Below are 17,477 nucleotides of genomic sequence, written 5' to 3'. Positions count from 1 at the left end.
TAAAACGTCCTTCATAAAGGCAATGAAAGACGAAATCAATTAATAACTTCATGAAAATGTCCTTCATCCGGGTGATGAAGGACATAATTTGTATCCGGCGGCCTTAAAACGTCCTTCATAAAGGCAATGAAGGACGCAATCAATTAATGACTTCATGAAAATGTCCTTCATCCGGGTGATGAAAGACATAATTTGTATCCGGCGGCCTTAAAACGTCCTTCATAAAGTCAATGAAGGACGAAATCAATTAATGAGTTCATGAAAGTTGTCCTTCATCAGGGCGATGAAGGACAAAATTTGTATCCACCGGCTTGAAAACGTCCTTTATCATTGAAAAGACAGACACAACTTGATTAAAGCGTTAGTCCCCCCATTAAGTGGAAGGAAGGGATTACGGTCAAGGCAGTTCCTTATTTTTTCTACATATGTAAACTTATGAATCACTCACCATTTAGTTCCTGAAAAGAAAAATAGCTGGACACCCCTGTCCGCTATTATTTCCAGTGGGGGCAGTAACCTTATTTCATGACCCAATCCCATGCTTCTTCAATCTGGTTTTTATTAAAATGCTCGGATTTAATTCCTGGGAGGATATTTCCCAGTTCCGCTGCGTTCTTCAGCCAATTTTTTTCACTTATGACAGCGAATTTGTTGAATTGTTTCCAGCGCTTCGCATCAAATTTAAGTCCATGTACCAAGCCTCGAAGGGTTGATCCTTCTACTCCGTGCATCACAGCCAATATATTAAAATGAGTTTGCTCACTATATCGCTGCTCCACAAATTGATCCAGTTTTTTTGCATCTTCCTCCGTTGCTTTCCCGTCGAATTCTACTGCAATCGTGAATTCATCTTTACTTTGGAGAAATGTAAGCATCCTCCCGCCTCCTTGAATGATGGTTATTTGAAAGCTGTTTAATTGAAATTACCCCTATTTCTCTCTGCAAAAACGCAATCACATTTGGAGGTTTTTGATTCGTTCAGGGTGCGTATAGATGTTGAGTGAATTATTTCTGATAAAACCAACTGTGGTGATTTCCAGATGATCTGCAAGCTCGAGCGCCAATTCAGTTGGTGCGGATTTGGATAAGACAATTCCGCAGCCTATTTTAGCTACTTTCAACAGAATCTCTGAAGATATCCTACCGCTGAAAACAATGATTTTATCTTTAATTGTTATTTGGTTTTTAAGGCAGTGGCCATATATTTTATCTAATGCATTGTGCCTTCCGATATCCATTCGGCTTAAAATAATGCCATTTACGTCACACAGTGCTGCATTATGGACACCGCCTGTATTTTTGAAGGTATCTGCCTCATTCTGCATATCAGACATCAGCCGGAAACAGTCCTCAACCTGAAGCTCTGCCGTTGCATCTTTCATTTTTTTCGCGGTGAGCGCATCATTTACAAAAACAAATCCCTGTCTGCTCATTCCGCAGCAGGAGGTAATATACCTTTTGCCTGAAAAATCCTGATAATACGGGTTGATTTTAGAAGTTTTCACATGTACGAAGCCTTCTTTTTCCTGGACCCAGATTTCCTCAATATCGCTGTATTCTTTGATCACACCTTCTGAAGCCATATAACCGATTACCATGTCTTCTATGTATTGGGGCGTGCACACCATCGTTACGAATTCCTGCCCATTTATTTTGACGGTGACTGTGTATTCGGACACAATCGTATCCTCTAAAACCTGAATGCGGCCGTTATGGTGCTTCATGATCTTTCTTTTGACCTCTACTGGTTTCAAGACTGCCATCCCCCTTTTCATCTCGCGCATTTATTTTACTTTATTTCCATTTTTCAATAATTCTATTATCAATGGTTTGTATATATAAAACAAACAGCACACCATAATGGTATGCCGCTTGTCCCAACAGCTATTTTAATTGATGATTGGGAGTCCGGTGTTGGAGCTGGTTTTCAGGAAGCTGAGTCGTTCTTTCCAGACTCTCTGTTTCCTGTCCCATCCCTTTTAAGAAGTTGAGCATTAAAGTAATGGAACGGTTGATTTCTGGATCTCTCAAAGACCGCATAAGATCGAATATCCCCGTCTTTTCTTGTGAATCTTTTTCGTCTGCCACTCTTGCAATCCCTGCATTTACTTTGAGCAGGATCGGTTCAAGCTGCTGGACATTTAGAGTTCCGAGAACACCGACCATAAGCAGAAGGTTCTTAAGAGTATTAGCCGTTTCAGGTGTATCGGCTTTCTTAACAAGGATATCCATTACCTTATCACCTTGTCCAAATAGGGCGCTCACTAGTGATAGTACCCCGCGTTCCTGCATATGGTTCAGTGTCTGCAGAACTTCCAATATGCTATCCTTACTATCGATAAGAGCATTCTGCACCTCTTCAAGGTCCTGCTGTCTTTTTTGTTCTTCTGTGATTTCTATCCGCTGAACCGATCTTATCGCTTTTGCCATAATGCTTCCGCTCCTTTTTTAACCAGATCGCCTGGGAAAACGTAATCCTTGCGGGCCCATTTCTTCTGAACCTGTACGCCAATCTGAGGCTGAGGATTTCCATTTCTATGGTTAATTCTAGGAAGCGGACTTACACCTTCCTGCCGCAATATTTCCATTTTTGCGTTGATTTCCTTATACGCAGGTGTATCAGTATCTTTATCCGCTTCACTGCTGGTCAAAAGATTGATGGCTGCGTCGCCGGAATCATTCATTGGAAGATAGACCTCTTTCCCTTGAACACGGTCTGTAATCAGGCACTCTACTTTCACACTGCCAAATGGCGATGTCAGCCTAACAAGTGTGCCATCCCTAAGTCCTCTTTCAGCGGCCAGTTCGGGAGAGACTTCAAGGAATACCTTTGGTGTTTTGGACGAAATCCCTTTTGATTTATACGTCATATTTCCTTCATGGAAGTGCTCAAGCAAACGTCCGTTATTTACATGAATGTCATACTCTTCCGGGAATTGCAGAGGAATGGACCACTTCACCGGAAACAAATTAGCTTTTCCATCTGGAAAATTAAATCCTTCCGTATATAAAACCGGTGAATCCGTTCCATCCGGAGCAACCGGCCACTGCAGGCTTTTATACCCCTCGAGCCTTTCGTAAGTAACGCCAGCATAAATCGGTGAAAGCTTTGCTGCTTCATCCATGATCTCGCTAGGGTGTTCATAATTCCATCCGGCACCGAGGCGGTTGGCAACGGCCATTATGATCTGCCAGTCTGGTTTTGAATCGCCAAGCGGCTCAAAGACCTGGTACAAACGCTGTATTCTTCGTTCAGTATTTGTAAATGTCCCTTCTTTTTCAAAGCTTGGAGCTGCAGGCAGTACTACGTCTGCGAATTCTGCTGTACGAGTTAAGAAAATATCCTGTACTACAAAGAAATCTAGCTTTTCAAAGGCTGAGTGAACATGATTTATATTGGAATCTACAATGCCCATGTCTTCGCCCTTAAGGTACATCGCTTTAAGCTTTCCATCATGGATCGCTTCTACCATTTCATGATTATTTAGACCTGGCTGCTCAGGCAGGCTTGTTCCCCATGCCTGCTCATACTTCTGCCGGACAACAGGATCGTCCACCCGCTCGTATCCGGGCATGTTTGCCGGCGCACTGCCAAAATCGCTGGCACCCTGGACGTTATTGTGGCCTCGCAGCGGATAAGCCCCTGCTCCAGGTTTCGCATGGTTGCCGGTTACAAGAAGGAGGTTGGAAATGGCTGTGCTTGTATCAGACCCTCCTATATGCTGCGTCACACCCATGGCCCACAGAATGCAGGTGGTTTTTGCCTCATATATGGCAGTTGCAATTTGGATTAAGGTCTCTCTTGATAGGCCGGTCTGATCCTCTGCATAGCCTAGTGTGAACCCTTGAAGGCTTGCAACAAACTGGTCGTATCCATTTACTTTTTCATGAATAAAATCTTCATCAGCCCAGCCCATATCGATGATGTATTTAGTGACTGCTGAAAGCCAGACGATATCTGATCCTGGTTTTGGACGAATAAACAAGTCGGCACGGTCAGCCATTTCGTGCTTTCGGAGGTCGGCTACAATGGTTTTCTGGCCATGCAGCTTCTGGGCCCGTTTGATCCTTGTAGAAAGAACCGGGTGTGACTCCGATGTATTAGTCCCAATCATAATTACCAGTTCGGACATTGCAATGTCTTTAATGGAACCAGAATCCCCGCCATGCCCCACCGTACGCAGAAGCCCGACAGTTGCCGGAGTCTGGCAGTACCGAGAACAGTTATCCACATTATTTGAACCTATCACGCCCCTGGCTAATTTCTGCATTAAATAGGATTCTTCATTTGTACATTTGGATGACGTGATAAAGCCCATTGACTGTGGTCCATACTTATCCTTGATCTCTGTGAACTTACCAGCAATCAAGGCAAGCGCTTCTTCCCACTCAGCTTCCCTGAACGAATCTCCTTCACGGATAAGCGGTTTTGTAAGGCGCTCCTCACTGTTAACGAATGACCAGCCAAACTTCCCCTTGACACAGGTGGAGATATTATTTGCAGGGGCCTTCATCTGAGGCTCTACTTTTAAAATTTCCCGATCCTTAGTCCATACGTCAAAGCTGCACCCAACTCCGCAATAGGTACAAACCGTCTTGGTCTTCTTAATGCGCTCGTCACGCATGGCCGATTCCATATCTGAAATCGCAAGAATAGAGCCATATCCAGTTTCTACACCCTTAGTAATTTCTATCATTGGGCGGAGTGTCTGCTTGGCGATCCCTGTAAGGAACCCGGCTTCACCGACCATTCCTTTTTCCATCATGGCGTTACATGGACAAACAGTTGAACAGTGGCCGCAAGAAACACATGACGATTCATTAATTGGAACATCGTCATCCCAGATAACCCGCGGGCGTTCACGATCCCAGTCAATCCTTAGTGTTTCGGTAACCTGAAGATCCTGGCAGGCCTCAACACAACGGCCGCATAGGATGCATTGATCCGGATCGTATCTGTAGAAAGGATGTGAATTATCTTCTTCATATGGTTTATGGTCAAATGGAATGCTTTGATGATTGATTTTCATGGCTTTAACCGTATTATGTACCTCACAGCCGCCATTATTGTAGTCACAGACTGTACAATACAGCTCGTGATTATACAGAATTTTGTCCATAGCCATCGTCTGGGACTGCTTTACATCAGGTGAGATTGTATCAATCCGGTCCCCCGGCTTCAATTTTGTTGAACATGACCTTACTAATTCTCCATTTACTGAAACAATACAGGTATCGCACGTTTCGATTGCTCCAAGAGCAGGATGATAGCAGACGTGTGGGATTTCAATAGAGCTTTCTGTTAAAAACTGAAGAATAGTCTGATCTAATTGAGCAGGTGTCTCTACTCCATTTACTGTTACATGGATGCTATTCGGCAAGCGGCATCATCCTTCCATTATTTCTATAAATTCCTTATAACTTTTTCCCTACCCTGTCCCTAAAAAACTAAAACCTTGAAACAGTGAAAAAACAAGAAGATGACTGTTTTTCAGATAGAAACACAGGCATTCTATCAAGGTCAGAGAATCATACGGGTTAGTATGTTGAACGATAAATTTATTTAAGCAATGGCTATGTTAAAGGTCAATGTTGATTTTGCACGATGTTGATTGGAACGGATATGCGAGACTCCTGCGGGAAAAGCGGGACAAGGGAGACCCCACAGGCATCAATGCCGAGGAGGCTCCCGGAACGCCCGCGGAAAGCGAGTGCCTGCTAGCTGCAATCAACAGCCATGTTTAACAGAGCTTAAGCAATAAAAAAGAGAACTGCCGGGACAGTTCTATTCCAGATTAAGGTTTCTAAGTGTACTTAATGAAACATACGAAATTTTACCGTCGTCATACACCAGGTGAATTTTGTTCTCACTTTGGGTAACGCTGGCCTTAAAGTCTTCCTCACTCTCCGTCCTGCCGTAATCAGAACCCGTACGAATGACTCCCCGCCTGCCCTCTGTGTCAGTAAACCTTTTACCATGAAGCGACTTTTTTAACGTTTCTTCTATATCTGCTAATACTTTATTCACTTCGCTCAGCTGGGAAGCAAGGTAGAAGGCATTATCATGAAGGTTTAGGTATCTGCGAATTAAAGAATCAAAGTTGTCCATTGTAAATTAAACCTCCAGTTTTTTACCCTTTTGATACCCTTAGATAAAAAAAGAAAACTTCCATTTAAAAAAGTGAACAAGAATGCCTCTCAATAAACATAATTAAGGAAAACAGCAATTAAAGCGGTCATCCAGATTGTTTTTAACAGACACCCCCTAAAATCTGATAGCTGACCTGGATTTTGCCAGCAAAGGAATATATAAATATCGATACATCGTTTTTTGATAGGTGGTTAACCCGGGTGGCTGCCCAATGTGTGGTATTGATGCACTTTCCCGGTTGATACTTCCTGAGTTCTCAATAAGGAAATGCTGTTAGACAAGAATTCCTGTGTAAGTATAATGAAGGAGGAAATGAGTGCAGAATTTGAGAACCTCATGGATTTTGTTTTACGTATCGCCAGGTTATTTAGTTAAAAACCCAAATTGCAAGAGAGGAAGCAAAAAGGGGGTGTAGAACAATAGTGAAAAAAAGCTTTCGTAATAATTCTCCTAGCAGGCAGAGGAATCCTATACAATTTGATCCATTTCCTCATATTTTAGATCCCTATGGACGAAATTTCTGCATGTATTTTTTTCTTTTTCGGTTTTTCTTGTACAATAGGTGTATGGTAAAGGAGGATACATATGTTTACTACAATTCCGCCTAGAGGCGATTATTACAAATTCGAAGATGATCAGGATTACTCATTAAAGTTAAAGAATTGGGGATTGATGTCCGCATCGGCTAAGTCAGCTAAGAAAGATTTTCTCTATAAAAGGGAAAACTCTGTATATACCGTGGCTATTTCAGGCTATGAAGTCAGCGGAGACCATGAGACTGCTGTTGTTTCATTTGAAAACGATGCTCTGCATTGTGTGCATCCAGCTTATTTAAAGGAAATGCAAAGTCCCTCATTTGGCAGAGACTCTGTTCTAAACATCAGTGAAACTGTATCGGCAGGCGAGCAATCTGCCTCTGAACCCGTTCAAGAAGGAGATATTTCACAGCTAAAAGCAAGAAAAGAACCTAAGGCAAAAAAGGAAAAGAAACAGCAAAAACCAGCCCTCGACCTGCCTGCAGATAAAGTATCATTTGAAGCTGCTATTAAAGAATTCTCGACCAAATACAATCATTTCAATGAGACGGAGGAAGAAATCATAATATTGGAACAGGTGCGAATCATTGGGGATTCCCCATTAGAAGTAGGAGAAGCTTGGTGCGGGTATAGTAAAACATTAAAAAAACTAGAGCTCGAGCCAGGGAATTCCTTAACATTTGATGCTAAAATCGTTGATAGGAAACTTAACAAAGATATCCGGTACAAAATAAATAATCCATCTAAAATTAAGATAAAAGAATAACCATTCCGGGCGGTCACGAGTGCCGTCCCTTTTAAGATGCGCAGACTTTAATGGTTGTGAGGACTCATAGGGGCTCTCATTTACTACTTTGGGTACATTGTGCCATATTAGGGATTTTAATGCTGGAATAGACCTTTTATGAATAACGCATGTTAGAAATAGGAGGTGAGAACAATGGCAAATCACAATAATAATGGCCGTAATGATGAACAGGGCGGCATTATGGGCGCTCTTTCCCAAGCAACCAATTCTGTTGTTCAGGCTGTAAGAAATATGACAGGTAATGATGACAACGGACAATCACAGAATGGACAACATAATAATTATCAGAATAATCATCACAGAAAAAATAAACACGGCCGCTAAGGCAAAAAAAACGCCAGCTGGCGTTTTTTTTTTGCTTGAACCCATCTTCGCAGATTCACTCAGACTATAGGCATTTCATATCAGCAGGTAATTCCTCACCGCCCCTTTAATAAAACAAGCTTGCTTAGCCGATAAGACTCTTCCCCTTGATACATCTAAACTTACGTAACTCACCCTTGCATCCTGAGTTTCTGTCGACTAACTAATATGTCTCTTTAAATACCGCTTCCTTTTCAAATGCCTCCTGATTTAATCTAATCAGCTGCTCTCATAAGAGTTATAAACCATGTGATGCCGCCTCCTTTATTCATAATCTGACTAGATGAGATTTAGGAACAAAGAAACATTAGGCTAGATAAAATGTGGACTAAGGCATTAACTCGGCAGAAATTATGTGGTTGTTAGGGTTCTACTACCTTCAAAACCTAAAGGGAAAAGGATAGAATGTGCTTATAAAGTAAGGCTTACGGGTATATACTAAAATACAACCAGATTTTACAAAGGAAAAGCCCCATCTCTTAATTGAGAGGGGTATTTTCGATTTTTCCATTAATTCCCTTATCTTTTCTTCTCATCATAACTCCTCTTACAATCCTATGTTCGAAGGAATATTCAATTGGATTTTCCAAAGCATCATTAGCCTCATTTTCAGAAGACTCCTGGCCTCAACAGGGAAAATGACATACCTGTATACAACTTTATTTAGGTTAATACAAGTGGATGGTCAATTTTATGATGAAGTGGAGGGGAAACGCATGCTGCCTTATTAGTATAATATATATAAATTTCTTCGCAGGATGAATTTTATCTACTACTTTAGCCTGAGAATAATTGCTGATTCACAACTGCATCAGAGCTATAGGATCTAGTTCGTGCCGAGGTGTAAAACATCCCCTTTCATAGAATGAAAGAAGCCTGTCTGCATATAATAATCACAAGCAAAGCGGACGATTTAAGTTTTTTAACAAATAGAGCTAACATGTACGCTTACCAGGCATGGGTAAATTCTAGGCAGAGGAGAACTTGAAAATGGTAGATGAAATAGAGCGTTTAATATTCTTAAAAGAACTTGGCAACTTACTTGATGAATATAAAAACTGTCAAAATGATCACGTTCAAAGAAGCATCTGCGACGATATCCTTTTACTTTGCGGAGCTTTAGTCAGCAATCCAGAATAATTCTATGTAGTTCTCATCCACTAAAGCATCTTTTCAAGCCTTTTCTGAAAATGGACAAGCTGCCGCCGCCTTCAACGATCCAGTGCCATTCCTCAAGCAGAGATTCTATTTTTGTAAGCTGTCTAGGGCAGAACATGACCTGAGAATTTTTGTTGAATGCAGCACCGTTCCCAAGACAAAAAGATGCGTTGTGCAGCTATTCCTTCCCGATTGGACCATACAAGGATGTCATTTTCTTGAATTTCATCCGTTATACCGGGATCGTTCAATATCTTGCTATAGCCCCTTGAGCTAATAAGAGCGGAAACGTCTCTTTTGACTGCAGCCATTGATTACTAATCCAATCTGTCCAGTCCTTATTAACGGTAGCACCTGCGATTGCCGCTGCCAAACAGTTAGGACCATTTTTTTCTGCAAATGAGTGTAAGTGATTGAAAATATGAGGAAACGTGTTTTCTATCCTATTTTTTTCTTTTATTGATAGCTGGGACCATAAAGAAATGGAATCAGACTCTGATTTTGCAATTTCAGTAAAAAATAATGTTTTTACTGAAAATGGAATCCTGTCCCATAGGGTTCTCTGAATGGCTGCCATTTTTCCTTCAGGTGTTTCAAATGCATTCTCTTCAAAGATTGTCAGACAGATATCCCCAAGCATGGTCCCTGCTTTTTTCAAGATGGCTTTGATCCACTCATATTCCCATATGAGGCCACGCCTCAGCCTCCATTGTTCATATAATATTTCTGCTTTTTGGGCATCTGCCAATATAGAAAAATGAGAGTTTGGCACGATTGCGGCAAACTTTGCAATGCTGTTTACATTCCATGTTTTAAAGGCGCATCTATTATCTATATTACATAAAACATGATCGTTAATAAGCTCTTCTTTAGAATAAATCAATACATCTCCTGGAAAGACTTTGTTTATTTGGTTGATGGTTTCAAAGTAGAAAAAATCATAATCCGGAACAAAAATAGCATCCCAGCATTTTAATATCTTCTCTGAAATCATTAGATTTTCATTAATACGATACGCCGTTTCGGTACTCATAGCAGTTTACTCCTTTCCATAAACAACTGAAGGCCATCCCTTTCATGCTGTATATACCATCAGCCAGCAGTCACGGTACTCTCCCTCGTGCCATTCGTTTTTGGGGAGAAGCCTGGCCTTTTTAAATCCTGCTTTTTCATAGCAATTTATCGCCCTGGCATTCCAAGTTTGCGGATCCATCACAACTCTGGATGCTTGCTTTTGTTTGATTAAATAATCTGCCATGGATTTGACCAGGTGCTTTCCAATTCCTCTATTCCAATACTCCGCTTCTCCAATAAACTGATCCATGCCGAAAATAAACTCAGATTCCCCATATCCATAATTCTTTTTATCACCATTGTTTAAAGGATAAAATTGTATGTAGCCAATCACTTTGTTCCCGTACTCAATCATGCAGGGAGTATGTTCGTTTTTGTGCCCATAAAACTTCTCTTCTACTTTTGCTATATCAAACGGGTTATCTCTGCCTTCGTAATATGTCAATACAACGGGATCAGACAGCCAATTTGCCAGCATATATTTATCTTCAGGCTGCAATGTTCTAACGGTTAAGTAATCGGACCTAAGAACAATCATCTCTTTTCCTCTTCCATAGATGGAGATAATTCCTGCCTAAGAGCCGTTAACGCTGCTATGACCTTTTTATTATTTTCTTCATTGTTTAAGTGGTTCCTCGCATGAAGCAATACAGGGCGCAGAGATTCTACTGAACGGCCGAAATCGTTCATCCATTCGTACCTGGGCACCATCCATGTGTGAAAATGGTGTGTGGTATCTTCGTTATAAAAGTAATACACATATTCGATTCCTAAAGCCCGTCTTTGTGCGCTTCGGATTGAGGACAAAAGGCTGATATAATCCATTCTCTCTTCCTCTGTTAACTCATCAAATGATTTAATATGACGTTTTGATGCTAAAATGACCAGACCTTCTATAGGGTAAGCAGCATCCTGATGAGCGTGAAAAAAAGGAGTCTCGGCCAAAACTCCGCCATCCGGTTCTAATTCCCCGCTTGTTAATGCACAGCTTAAACACTCTACCTCAACCGTTTTACCATTTGATAACACAATCTTTCTCATAGCCGCCTCCATAGTATTTCACATTTTCTATTTAATTGTACTCGACTGAAAAGTTGATTTCTTAATAAAAATGTAATTCTGTCTCATCCCGGTCATGAAACGCAAAAAAGGATGCGTGCTCAGCATCCTAAGAAGGCATAAATCTAGTCAATATCTTTATTGTGTTTTCCTTTAACAAAGCGGTACGCTAAATAAGCAATGTACAAGGGTGCTGCAATGTAAATAAGATAAGGCGACTGGCCATAGGTCCCTTTGTATAAAAGAAACAATAGACACCCGAGAAACAGCGTGACAATAGTTCCATATTTAGGAAGCGGGACTTCTTTAAGACTGGGAATCCTTATTTTACTGACCATCAGAAAACATAAGCCCGTAAATATCACCGTGGTCACTATATTAGGAATCTTGTCACCAAACAAAGTTAAGATGGCCATAATTCCACCTGCAGCCGTAATCGGGACTCCGATAAAATAATTGATTGAAGATTTACCCGAGCTGATATTGAATCTTGCAAGGCGGTATGCCCCAAACAAAGGAAACAAGCCTGCTATGGCGAGTCCTATTAATTCAAATTGAAAGAAATATGTATAATATACTAAAAAGGAAGGTGCAACTCCGAATGTTACGATATCTGCAAGGGAATCTAACTCTTTGCCAAGAGCACTATCGGCCTTCAGCATTCTCGCTAATCTTCCATCCATACTGTCGAGCATCATTCCTATTAAAATTAACACTGCTGCATTGTTGAATTGTCCGTTAGCAGCAAATCCGACTGATAAAAATCCGCAAAATAAATTTCCCAGTGTAAACATATTAGGAATGCTTTTGGTAAATCTCACGTGATGCCATCACTCTCCATAGAAATAAATAATATATGTCCAATCTAATGGTTTCAGATTAGGCCCTTACATTAATATACCATTATTTTCATTGTTATGTTATTCCCCGTCAAAAATGTCATGTAGAATTTCAGTGAACTACTAAGTTAAGCGAAACCGCTTTAGCCTCTTTTCGTATTGTTACTGTCTCTGTCTAAAAGAATTGTGAGTTTTTTCGGGAAAAGCGGATCATGGGAATACGGAAATCGAGTGCCTAAAGTGAGATCAACATTTCCAAGTTCAAATATCATACAATATAGTTTCTAAAACAGAAAAATGCGGCCAGAGTCATTTCGAAGGGAGACTGGCCGCATCATGAGTAAAAAGAAAACAATTAAAGCTATTAAAATTGTCCTTAATAACATTGTAGCATTTTGTCGAAATTTGTCATTAGTAAATTCATCCATTTTCCAACCCTTGCACGGTCCATATATCTGGAAAAAGTGATTGGGAGGCCTTATTTACAGCTTCCCTTTCAACAATCTCCTTGACTTGCGAAAAACACTCATTTTCTAACCCGTTGATATTTACTTTTATAAATATATATCCTTCTATCATTATGATAGAATACCCCTTCTAACGTAATCAGGAAATTAGAGGCCCCAGCTTTTCTTTCTTACTCATTCTAGTTACTAGTACAATCATCGCTTAATACTTTCCATATGATAGTAAGAGAAAGGTTATTTAATATATCTATGTTAAAGTTCATTGTTGATTTGAATGCTATGTGGATTGGAGTGTTAATCGAACTCCTTTTGGGAAATCCCGGTCCAGACTCTAAAAGTGTAAAATGGCAGAGGAGGCACCGGACTGTCTGCAAAAGAACCAGTTCCTGCAGTGATATCAATAAGCAAATTTAACAGAGAAGAGAAAAATAAAAAGGGAGACCTAAGAAAATGGACCAATTGTTGTTGGATTACGCAAAAGAGGGTATTTTTCTGGCACTTTTCCTTTATCTGCTGATCTGGACAATTCCAAGGATGAAGCAGGAATTCAAGCAAGAGATGAAGGAAATGGAGAGCAGATATATTACTGAAATAGAGAAGATAGAAAAAAGACATATCGAAGAAATGGAAAAACTAGAAAAAAAGGCAGAGGAACGTGAAAGTGAATTGATGAAATTATTGAATATGTTTGAAGATAAGTATGATATTTTAACCTACAAGGCTGAAGAAATTCTGAAAAAAGTTCAGAGTTAACCTGATGAACCTTGATTCCTTTTCTTCAGACATTTAACCCTTAAAACGGATTTTTTTCTGATCCAGTTTTAAGGGTTATTTTCACTCAAAAAAAATATATACCTATCATTTTTATTGGCTGTTTTCGCAAACTTTGCTGCTATTGAACAAGAGGTTGATTTCCTCTCCAGGATGCTCGCGGACCTTAGGGACGGGCGGTGAGCCTCCTCGGCTTCGCCTGCGGGTCTCTCCTGATAGAAAAGCGGAAGCGCCTTGTTCAGACCCGATAAAGAAGACTTGCTGATTGGCGAGCGTTAGCGAAGACAGAAGCTTAGTCGTGCTTATGCGTTATCCAAGCATAAGACAAGCGGGCCGTGGAAAGCGGTTTTCCTTTCCATGGACCGATTGGCTTATGATTCGAGGGTCTAGGCGCTGGAGCCGGACAATGCCCGCTGCTCCCGCAGGAGTCTCGCACCTTACGCTCCAATCGACCTGACTGAACAATAGGGTGCCGTAAAAAACTTTTAAAAAAACAACAATCTTTTAGAAAAGAGCCTGTAAATATCATTGGTGCCATCTGGTTCTAAATCCTCTATCAGTCTTAGTAATTGTCTCGTCGCTTCCCCGGAATGATAACTATGGGCAGTAATTCAAGGACAGATTTATAGAGGCCTGTCCTTCTATTCTAAATGGCATAATACGATAGGTCACTTCCTGTCTACAGAGAACGCTGAAGTTCTTTTCCAAGAAACGAATGTATAAATTCCTTTAAAATGGGGCGGTCTGACGGATTAATCAATTCCGGAAGGCTGTCAGCTGAGAAGAATTGAAGCCCTTTCACTTCATCATGATCTACGGTTAAATCCCCTGTGTAATCTCTGCATATATAGGAAGCGACTACATTATACACTTCGTCACCATTTGGATAAATGTAATGGAACTCCTTACCAGAGAAAATATTGAATAGCGTCAGACTTCCTGAAGTTAAACCTGTCTCTTCTTTCAGCTCCCTGGCTGCTGCTTCTTCGAATGTTTCCCCAAGCTCCAAAGAGCCTCCCGTAAGCCCCCAATGATTGTTGTCTGTTCTTAGCTGCAGAAGGATCCTGTTTTCCCGATCCAGTACAATTACACCGGCTCCCGCCATGATGATCGGCCGGCAGCCAATTACTTTTCTTAAATCCATGATATATCCCATATCTCTTCTCCTTCATCCCTTTTCTGAAAATGATTATTCTCTTTTCTCTATCTGCCATGCGGCAAGAATCTGACTGTAAAACGGTCTAATCTACACCGCCATCGTCGATTTGTATCTTATTCCAGATAACCTGCCATTTTTTAGAATGTATCCTATCTTTATATATCTTTGCTTTTTCCTTTGACTGTGTGTATAGAGGTGTGGGCTTTACCTGTAAATGTATGATATCCTCAATTCCCCAGGGAGCTGCCAAAATTACAGTGTTGCAATCATCCAATGTCACTCCTAATGAAGTAGCTGTTTCGGGAAATTTGGAAATCGCCTCAAAAGAGGAACAATACGGAGGAAGCTTATTAATCACGTGCATTCTTGCCTGATTCTTAACAGACCAAGGGATACCAGGCATGATTTCTCTAAGCTTATATTCCACTTCTTTTTCAGCCTTTTCTTCGGTAATAGCAGAATCAAAATAGATGACATCTATGTCGGGAAGATTGGTTCTTTCACTGAAGCCATGCAGCACATCCCAAATCTTTGCCTGCACAGAGCCACCAATCCGGAAGCTTTATGGTTTTCACTGTATGAAGGATATCCATCATCCATTTATCCTCTGTTATTATTTTCACTAGATCCTCTTCAGTTTGGATGCTCATAAATCCCTCCAGAATGTTATAAATCTATTTTACCTCACGGACCATTTTCTGGATATGCTTTAATAAAAAGGCTTTGTTCTCAAACGTTATTGTTATTGAACAAGGGGTTGATTGGAACGTGAGGATGCCCGTTTTCCGCGGAGCGGGCGCCTAAAGCCTCCTCGGCTTCGCCTGTCGGGTCTCACCTGATCGAAAAGCGGAGGACGGTGCTCTTCAAGAAAAAATCCATCCAAAAGCTGAATGATGATCTTTTTTAAGTAGATGGAAACACTAAAAGAAAAGCAGACACCTGATAAAGAAGACTTGCTGATTGGCAAGCGACAGCGAAGACAGAAGCTTATTCGCCTTTACCATGCTCGAACCCCCACATCCTGTGGCCACGCCTGGCTTCGTTCATCCTGTGCTTCGTGCGTCAGCATAAAACGAGCCGGCTATGGGGAGTGCTTTTCTCCCTCTAGACGGGTTGGCTTATGACTGGAGGGTCTAAAGCCTTGAGCTGGATCAAGGTGTCTCACACCTTCCGTTCCAATCAACCTGGTTAAGTTGGTTCTGAGAACTTATTAAAAACAACAATCCTTTAGAAAAGAGCCAATAAAAAAACGATCCCTTTTAAGGATCGCCAGTTGTATTACGCTTCTTTCTTTTTCATGAAAACAATTTCATTTAACGCCTGCTTCATATTTGCCCTTGTTTTTATTTCAGAAAAATTCAATCCAAGGCTAATAATCGTCTGCGCTATTTCTGGGCGTATGCCGGTTAAATAGGTTTCAACACCCGTTAACTTTAATGCGTTCACAATATGAAATAACTGGTCGGCCACCATGGTATCTATGATCGGGACTCCGGAAACATCCAGAATTATATACCTTAAAGATAATCGGGCGCCCTCAGTTAAGGAAACTTCCATGATCAGTTTAGCCCGATCTGTGTCAATTGAACCGACAAGAGGTATAATCGCTAAATGTTCAGCCACCGGTACTACAGGGACAGATAGTTCTTCGAGGGCGGAATAGGCAATATTCATGAGTTTATTTTTATGTTCCTGATACACCTCACCAATTACTGCCCCTATCCGGTCCAATAAAGGATCAATTATCTTCGAGACTTCCAGCATATTAAATACAGTCAACCGGTTTGAATTCATTTCCTCGGTAAAAATATCCCAGATTACTGTACGGTAAGTGCCCGTTACACGAAGTGCATCACTGATTGAAAGATCGGACTGTATGGCGATTTCTGCAGCTTCTTTGCTCCATGCAGTAATGTTTCCTTGGGTTTTTTCTGTATCTTCCGTAAACAGCGCTTCACCCAGATATTTAAACACCTTTGTTCTATAATCTATGTGGATCATCGAATGAAGCCGTTCTAGGTGACCATTTCCAAGTTCAGTGGTTCTTACATCAGCAACCTTATGTGCTAATATTTTAGCATTATCTATAATTTTTCCGCCTATATAATGTAGTTCATCCCTCAAAATATTCACGCTCCTTTACATACTTCCACTGCCGGCATGTTTTCAACCAAAAACGAATTAGATTCTATTTTCTACGGGGAGCAGGTTTTTTATACTGCATGGGAGCCTGTAAACTCTTAGCTTGCATTTTTAGCGGTAAACTTCAATGGTATTAAAAACTATTATACTCTGGACAAGGTCTGATTTTAAAGCAGGACTTTTATTTCGTCACCATTTACCGGCCTGCTGATGATGGACAAGGCTAATCCTGAGGAAATAATGGCCGGAAATATTGAGCCGATAACCAAGGGAGTGCGGTATGTGACCGGGTTCGACAAATGGAAAGCAAGCATGGCAATAAAATGCCTAGTCATATGCCCAAACCGAAGACAGCACCTGTATAGAGCCAAATATAACGGGCCATTCCTTTAGCTTTAGTTATGTGAATCCCTATATCTAATTCAGCAAATGACGCCACGATAGCGATTATAATAGAAAGACAAACAATTGAACCTTGATAGGTACTCGTGACTGCTCCCACAATACAATAGCTCCTTGTCAGACCTTAAAATGATGTTTTAAAACATTATCCTGAATACTCAAAAAGACTCTCCGTTCCTTTTGGAGAGTCTTTTTAAATCCGTATTTGTTTTACGTATTATAGCATAAAACCATTTGAAAAAATGGTATATATTTTTAGAATCTAAAAGATTTAACAGACGATCATTATAAGGAAGGGATATCTAAGTACGGCCTGTTTATTGTAAAGCAGAGCTTTCTGCTTCTGTTCTTCATCCGTAAGCATAATCCAGTTTAGGCGCCTTGAAGGTAATGATTCGTGTACACGGAAAAATAAACAGCGACAGATGTAATCTTTGTTAAAAAGAGAGTATTTTACTTAATGTCTCTTTTTTAAAAGATTGTTGTTTTTTTAATAAGTTCTGTGAACAAACCCTATTGTTAAACAGGTTGATTGGAACGTAAGGTGC

General features: G+C 40.6%; 17 protein-coding genes and 1 pseudogene. 4 read left to right on the top strand and 14 right to left on the bottom strand.

What is annotated here, in order from left to right; genetic code table 11:
• Positions 1-518: 518 nt before the first annotated feature.
• The 5 genes from CUU66_RS18530 to CUU66_RS18510 form a co-directional block, all read right to left on the bottom strand.
• Positions 519-875, bottom strand: a complete 357-nt coding sequence (locus CUU66_RS18530; protein WP_101644895.1) for an STAS/SEC14 domain-containing protein — start codon at positions 873-875, stop codon at positions 519-521.
• Positions 876-953: 78 nt separating this feature from the next.
• On the bottom strand, positions 954-1,754 hold the full coding sequence (gene fdhD, locus CUU66_RS18525) for a formate dehydrogenase accessory sulfurtransferase FdhD (protein ID WP_101644894.1): 801 nt from the start codon (positions 1,752-1,754) through the stop codon (positions 954-956).
• A gap of 130 nt (positions 1,755-1,884) precedes the next feature.
• Positions 1,885-2,430 (bottom strand): DUF1641 domain-containing protein, encoded by a 546-nt coding sequence (locus tag CUU66_RS18520; RefSeq protein ID WP_101644893.1) that lies wholly within the window; start codon positions 2,428-2,430, stop codon positions 1,885-1,887.
• On the bottom strand, positions 2,415-5,381 hold the full coding sequence (fdhF, locus tag CUU66_RS18515) for a formate dehydrogenase subunit alpha (protein ID WP_101644892.1): 2,967 nt from the start codon (positions 5,379-5,381) through the stop codon (positions 2,415-2,417). Before fdhF ends, CUU66_RS18520 begins: the two co-directional genes overlap by 16 nt.
• Positions 5,382-5,785: 404 nt before the next feature.
• The gene (locus CUU66_RS18510) at positions 5,786-6,109 is read right to left on the bottom strand and encodes a hypothetical protein (RefSeq protein ID WP_101644891.1); all 324 of its coding nucleotides are present in this window, start codon (positions 6,107-6,109) and stop codon (positions 5,786-5,788) included.
• 627 nt (positions 6,110-6,736) lie between these two features.
• Between CUU66_RS18510 and CUU66_RS18505 the strand changes: the two genes are divergently transcribed.
• The 3 genes from CUU66_RS18505 to CUU66_RS24370 all read left to right on the top strand — a co-directional run bounded on the left by CUU66_RS18505 (position 6,737) and on the right by CUU66_RS24370 (position 8,998).
• Positions 6,737-7,453, top strand: a complete 717-nt coding sequence (locus CUU66_RS18505; RefSeq protein ID WP_101644890.1) for a hypothetical protein — start codon at positions 6,737-6,739, stop codon at positions 7,451-7,453.
• Between the two features lie 174 nt (positions 7,454-7,627).
• Positions 7,628-7,819, top strand: coding sequence for a hypothetical protein (locus CUU66_RS18500; protein WP_101644889.1), 192 nt, complete (start codon positions 7,628-7,630; stop codon positions 7,817-7,819).
• 1,029 nt (positions 7,820-8,848) lie between these two features.
• Positions 8,849-8,998, top strand: coding sequence for a hypothetical protein (locus tag CUU66_RS24370; protein WP_180955351.1), 150 nt, complete (start codon positions 8,849-8,851; stop codon positions 8,996-8,998).
• A 265-nt stretch (positions 8,999-9,263) separates the two neighbouring features.
• Here the strand turns inward: CUU66_RS24370 and CUU66_RS18495 are convergent, their stop codons facing one another.
• The 4 genes from CUU66_RS18495 to pssA all read right to left on the bottom strand — a co-directional run bounded on the left by CUU66_RS18495 (position 9,264) and on the right by pssA (position 11,970).
• A complete protein-coding gene (locus CUU66_RS18495; protein WP_101644888.1) occupies positions 9,264-10,049 on the bottom strand; it encodes a hypothetical protein in 786 nt (261 codons plus the stop codon).
• A gap of 42 nt (positions 10,050-10,091) precedes the next feature.
• Positions 10,092-10,628 (bottom strand): GNAT family N-acetyltransferase, encoded by a 537-nt coding sequence (locus CUU66_RS18490; protein WP_101644887.1) that lies wholly within the window; start codon positions 10,626-10,628, stop codon positions 10,092-10,094.
• Positions 10,625-11,131 carry a diadenosine tetraphosphate hydrolase gene (locus tag CUU66_RS18485; RefSeq protein ID WP_101644886.1) on the bottom strand — a complete coding sequence of 169 codons (507 nt, stop codon included), beginning with the start codon at positions 11,129-11,131 and terminating at the stop codon, positions 10,625-10,627. Before CUU66_RS18485 ends, CUU66_RS18490 begins: the two co-directional genes overlap by 4 nt.
• A gap of 143 nt (positions 11,132-11,274) precedes the next feature.
• Positions 11,275-11,970: a CDP-diacylglycerol--serine O-phosphatidyltransferase gene (gene pssA, locus CUU66_RS18480; RefSeq protein ID WP_101644885.1), complete on the bottom strand. Its 696-nt coding sequence runs from the start codon at positions 11,968-11,970 to the stop codon at positions 11,275-11,277.
• A 935-nt stretch (positions 11,971-12,905) separates the two neighbouring features.
• On the opposite strand from pssA, the gene CUU66_RS18475 reads away from it, so the two are divergent.
• On the top strand, positions 12,906-13,208 hold the full coding sequence (locus CUU66_RS18475) for a hypothetical protein (RefSeq protein ID WP_101644884.1): 303 nt from the start codon (positions 12,906-12,908) through the stop codon (positions 13,206-13,208).
• Between the two features lie 697 nt (positions 13,209-13,905).
• Here CUU66_RS18475 and CUU66_RS18470 read toward each other — a convergent pair.
• The 5 genes and pseudogenes from CUU66_RS18470 to CUU66_RS24365 form a co-directional block, all read right to left on the bottom strand.
• Complete coding sequence (locus CUU66_RS18470; RefSeq protein ID WP_101644883.1) at positions 13,906-14,382, bottom strand: NUDIX hydrolase; 477 nt, start codon at positions 14,380-14,382, stop codon at positions 13,906-13,908.
• An 85-nt stretch (positions 14,383-14,467) separates the two neighbouring features.
• Positions 14,468-15,035 (bottom strand): annotated as a pseudogene (locus CUU66_RS18465) (nucleotidyltransferase family protein).
• A 628-nt stretch (positions 15,036-15,663) separates the two neighbouring features.
• Positions 15,664-16,509, bottom strand: a complete 846-nt coding sequence (locus CUU66_RS18460) for an STAS domain-containing protein (RefSeq protein ID WP_101644882.1) — start codon at positions 16,507-16,509, stop codon at positions 15,664-15,666.
• A 185-nt stretch (positions 16,510-16,694) separates the two neighbouring features.
• A complete protein-coding gene (locus tag CUU66_RS18455) occupies positions 16,695-16,862 on the bottom strand; it encodes an MHYT domain-containing protein (protein ID WP_101644881.1) in 168 nt (55 codons plus the stop codon).
• Positions 16,859-17,029, bottom strand: a complete 171-nt coding sequence (locus tag CUU66_RS24365; protein ID WP_180955350.1) for a hypothetical protein — start codon at positions 17,027-17,029, stop codon at positions 16,859-16,861. The genes CUU66_RS18455 and CUU66_RS24365 overlap by 4 nt, the downstream gene beginning before the upstream one ends.
• Positions 17,030-17,477: the final 448 nt, after the last annotated feature.

The organism is Peribacillus deserti (assembly GCF_002863585.1).
In the GTDB taxonomy this organism is placed as follows: domain Bacteria; phylum Bacillota; class Bacilli; order Bacillales; family DSM-1321; genus Paraperibacillus; species Paraperibacillus deserti_A.
The sequence above is the reverse complement of the archived record's forward strand: the minus strand, read 5'-3'. Positions and strand labels throughout refer to the sequence as shown.

Bases quoted from the DNA above. Each gene is read 5' to 3' on its own strand.
- CUU66_RS18475 (WP_101644884.1), top strand. From the start codon at position 12,906: ATGGACCAATTGTTGTTGGATTACGCAAAAGAGGGTATTTTTCTGGCA.
- CUU66_RS18530 (WP_101644895.1), bottom strand. From the start codon at position 875: ATGCTTACATTTCTCCAAAGTAAAGATGAATTCACGATTGCAGTAGAA.
- CUU66_RS18470 (WP_101644883.1), bottom strand. From the start codon at position 14,382: ATGGGATATATCATGGATTTAAGAAAAGTAATTGGCTGCCGGCCGATC.
- CUU66_RS18490 (WP_101644887.1), bottom strand. From the start codon at position 10,628: ATGATTGTTCTTAGGTCCGATTACTTAACCGTTAGAACATTGCAGCCT.
- CUU66_RS18500 (WP_101644889.1), top strand. From the start codon at position 7,628: ATGGCAAATCACAATAATAATGGCCGTAATGATGAACAGGGCGGCATT.
- CUU66_RS18510 (WP_101644891.1), bottom strand. From the start codon at position 6,109: ATGGACAACTTTGATTCTTTAATTCGCAGATACCTAAACCTTCATGAT.
- CUU66_RS18505 (WP_101644890.1), top strand. From the start codon at position 6,737: ATGTTTACTACAATTCCGCCTAGAGGCGATTATTACAAATTCGAAGAT.
- CUU66_RS18495 (WP_101644888.1), bottom strand. From the start codon at position 10,049: ATGAGTACCGAAACGGCGTATCGTATTAATGAAAATCTAATGATTTCA.
- CUU66_RS18520 (WP_101644893.1), bottom strand. From the start codon at position 2,430: ATGGCAAAAGCGATAAGATCGGTTCAGCGGATAGAAATCACAGAAGAA.
- CUU66_RS18455 (WP_101644881.1), bottom strand. From the start codon at position 16,862: ATGACTAGGCATTTTATTGCCATGCTTGCTTTCCATTTGTCGAACCCG.
- CUU66_RS18485 (WP_101644886.1), bottom strand. From the start codon at position 11,131: ATGAGAAAGATTGTGTTATCAAATGGTAAAACGGTTGAGGTAGAGTGT.
- CUU66_RS24370 (WP_180955351.1), top strand. From the start codon at position 8,849: ATGGTAGATGAAATAGAGCGTTTAATATTCTTAAAAGAACTTGGCAAC.